The 1,975-nt window shown below is 62.6% G+C and carries 2 protein-coding genes; one reads left to right on the plus strand and one right to left on the minus strand.

The window, feature by feature from the left end:
• The coding region (gene pbpG / locus I5W_RS06880; protein ID WP_044528672.1) for a D-alanyl-D-alanine endopeptidase at window positions 1-1,079 on the plus strand (1,079 nt) is incomplete at its 5' end.
• 107 nt (window positions 1,080-1,186) lie between these two features.
• Here the strand turns inward: pbpG and I5W_RS06885 are convergent.
• A complete protein-coding gene (locus tag I5W_RS06885; RefSeq protein WP_044528673.1) occupies window positions 1,187-1,915 on the minus strand; it encodes an IclR family transcriptional regulator in 729 nt (242 codons plus the stop codon).
• Window positions 1,916-1,975: the final 60 nt, after the last annotated feature.

The following is a 1,975-nucleotide window of genomic DNA, read 5'->3' on the forward strand; positions in this document are numbered from 1 at the left end:
CATTTTCATCCGTACTGTTTATCCACGCTGGTTTGGCGCCTGCCGCAGCTCAGACGGTCAACACCACCACCAAGAAAGCGCCGGCCAAGAAGGTCGCCGCCAAACGCCCGGTGCACGCGGTCGGCAAGACCGCCGTCAAGGGTTCCTTGAACAATCGCGAAAAGCTGGTACGCAAGGTCAGCGTGGTGCGTGGCAAGCGTCATGTGAGCTACCAGCGCGTCTCGGTCGCCCCGGCCGTGCCGGTGGTGCCGCCGGTGATGACGGCCGGCGACATGGCCGGCCTGAACCTGACGCCCGATCCCTTGGCCCTGCGTTCCAACGTCGCCCTGGTGATCGACCAGGCCAGCTCGCAAGTCCTGTTTGAAAAGAATTCCTCGGTGGCCCTGCCCATTGCCTCGGTCACCAAGCTGATGACCGCGCTGGTGGTGGTCGAAGCGCACCTGAACATGGAAGAAGTGCTGACCGTCACCGATGATGACGTCGATCGCGAAAAGCACAGCAGCTCGCGTCTGCGCGTGGGCGCTACCCTAAGCCGCGACGACATGCTGCACATCGCCCTGATGAGCTCTGAAAACCGTGCCGCCTCGGCCCTGGGGCGCAACTATCCGGGCGGTCTGCCGGCCTTCGTCGCCGCCATGAACGCCAAGGCCCGCTCGCTGGGCATGATGGATACCCACTACGTCGATTCGACCGGCCTGTCCAGCCAGAACGTGGCCAGCGCCCGCGACTTGGCCAAGCTGGTGGTGGCGGCCTATAACTACCCGATCATCCGCCAGTACTCCACCGATCCCAAGTACATGGTCGAACCCAGCGGCCATGCCATGCAGTACAACAGCTCCAACCGCCTGACCTCCAACAAGGAATGGGATATCGGCTTGCAGAAGACCGGTTTCATCAACGAAGCCGGCCATTGCCTGGTGATGTACACCCGCATCGAAGGCCGTCCCATCGTGATGGTGTTCCTCGATTCCAAGGGCCGCCTGTCGCACGTGGGCGATGCCACGCGGATGCGCAAGTGGCTGGTGGAAGACCAGCCCAACCTGACCCGCGTGAAGATGGTGCGGGCCGACGAAGGCTGAAGCAGGCTTGTTCGGAATGTGCGGATGATTGCTTCATCCGTCGCAAACAAAAAGCGAACTCCAGGGTTCGCTTTTTTGTTGTCTGCGGCGGCCTGCGATATGAAGCTTCAGGCCTGATCCTTGCGATACCCCAGCGCCGAGGAAATCTGGTTGGCCGTGCTCACCAGGTCATCCACCCAGTCTTCTTGCAGGCGGTCGGCCGGGGCCGAGATCGACAGGCCGGCCACCAGCTTGCCGCTGTCGTCGCAGATACCGGCAGCCATGCAGCGCACCCCCAGTTCCAGCTCCTCGTTGTCGCGCGCATAACCCAGCGCCCGTACCATCGACAGTTCGCGCTCCAGCTTGGCCAGATCGGTGATGGAATTCTTGTTGTGGCCCGCCAGCCCGGTACGGGTGGCATAGGCGCGCACATTCTTGGGATCGTCCACCGAGAGGAACAGCTTGCCGGTGGACGTCAGGTGCAGCGGCGCGCGGCCGCCGATGGCGCGCACCACCTGCATACCTGAACGTTCAGAAAAGGAGCGGTCGATATAAACGATTTCATCGGCCTGCCGCACCGACAGATTGATGGTCTGGTGGGTCTTGCGGTGCAATGCGCGCATGAAGTCCAGCGCCGCCTCGCGCACCGACAAGCGGCTCTTGACGATGTTGCCCAGTTCCAGGAGACGCATCCCCAGCCGGTAGGTCCCCGGTTCCACCCGGTCCACGAAGCGCTTGACCACCAGATCGTTGAGGATGCGGTGGGCGGTGGAGGGATGCAGCTCGGTGGCGGCCGACAATTCCTTCAGGCTCACCGGATCGGGATACTCGGCCAGGGCGTCGAGCAGCGAGACCATGCGCTCGATGACCTGGATGGAAATGTGTTCTGTCTCGCCTGCAGCTCTTTTTCAGGCGCG

The sequence above is a fragment of the Herbaspirillum sp. B65 genome (assembly GCF_000333555.1).
Classification (GTDB): Bacteria; Pseudomonadota; Gammaproteobacteria; order Burkholderiales; family Burkholderiaceae_D; genus Herbaspirillum; species Herbaspirillum rubrisubalbicans.